Source organism: Vibrio sp. 10N.222.49.C9 (assembly GCF_041474985.1).
Lineage (GTDB): Bacteria > Pseudomonadota > Gammaproteobacteria > Enterobacterales > Vibrionaceae > Vibrio > Vibrio crassostreae_C.
On sequence record NZ_JBFRVD010000558.1, the window covers coordinates 1 to 304 of the forward strand.

Genomic DNA, 304 nt, shown 5'->3' on the forward strand with positions numbered 1-304 from the left:
GCCTAGCTCTCGTGCCCATTCTCCGATAATGACATTCTCTACGTCTCCTGCAACCTGTTGCTGCGTCCACGGCAATTGCAGGGCCTCACTGGAAAACTGCTGCTTTGTCGCATGAAATCGAAAAGAAGGGAGCTGCGGTCTGCGTGCTACTTCCCCTTGCCCCACAAGTTGGTCAATTTCAAACAGTTGCAAAGGAGATTCTTTCAGCGGTTCAGTGTTTTCACAAAACGCGACCACAGTATTGGTGGTGCCAAGGTCAATGCCGACGAGAAAGCGAGATTTTTTTGATGATGCAGGTGTCTTT

General features: G+C 49.7%; 1 protein-coding gene. It reads right to left on the reverse strand.

Annotation, left to right across the window (positions count from 1 at the left end):
• On the reverse strand, nt 1–261 hold a 261-nt coding region (locus tag AB4585_RS24455; RefSeq protein ID WP_372171344.1), incomplete at its 3' end, for a hypothetical protein.
• Between the last annotated feature and the right edge of the window lie 43 nt (nt 262–304).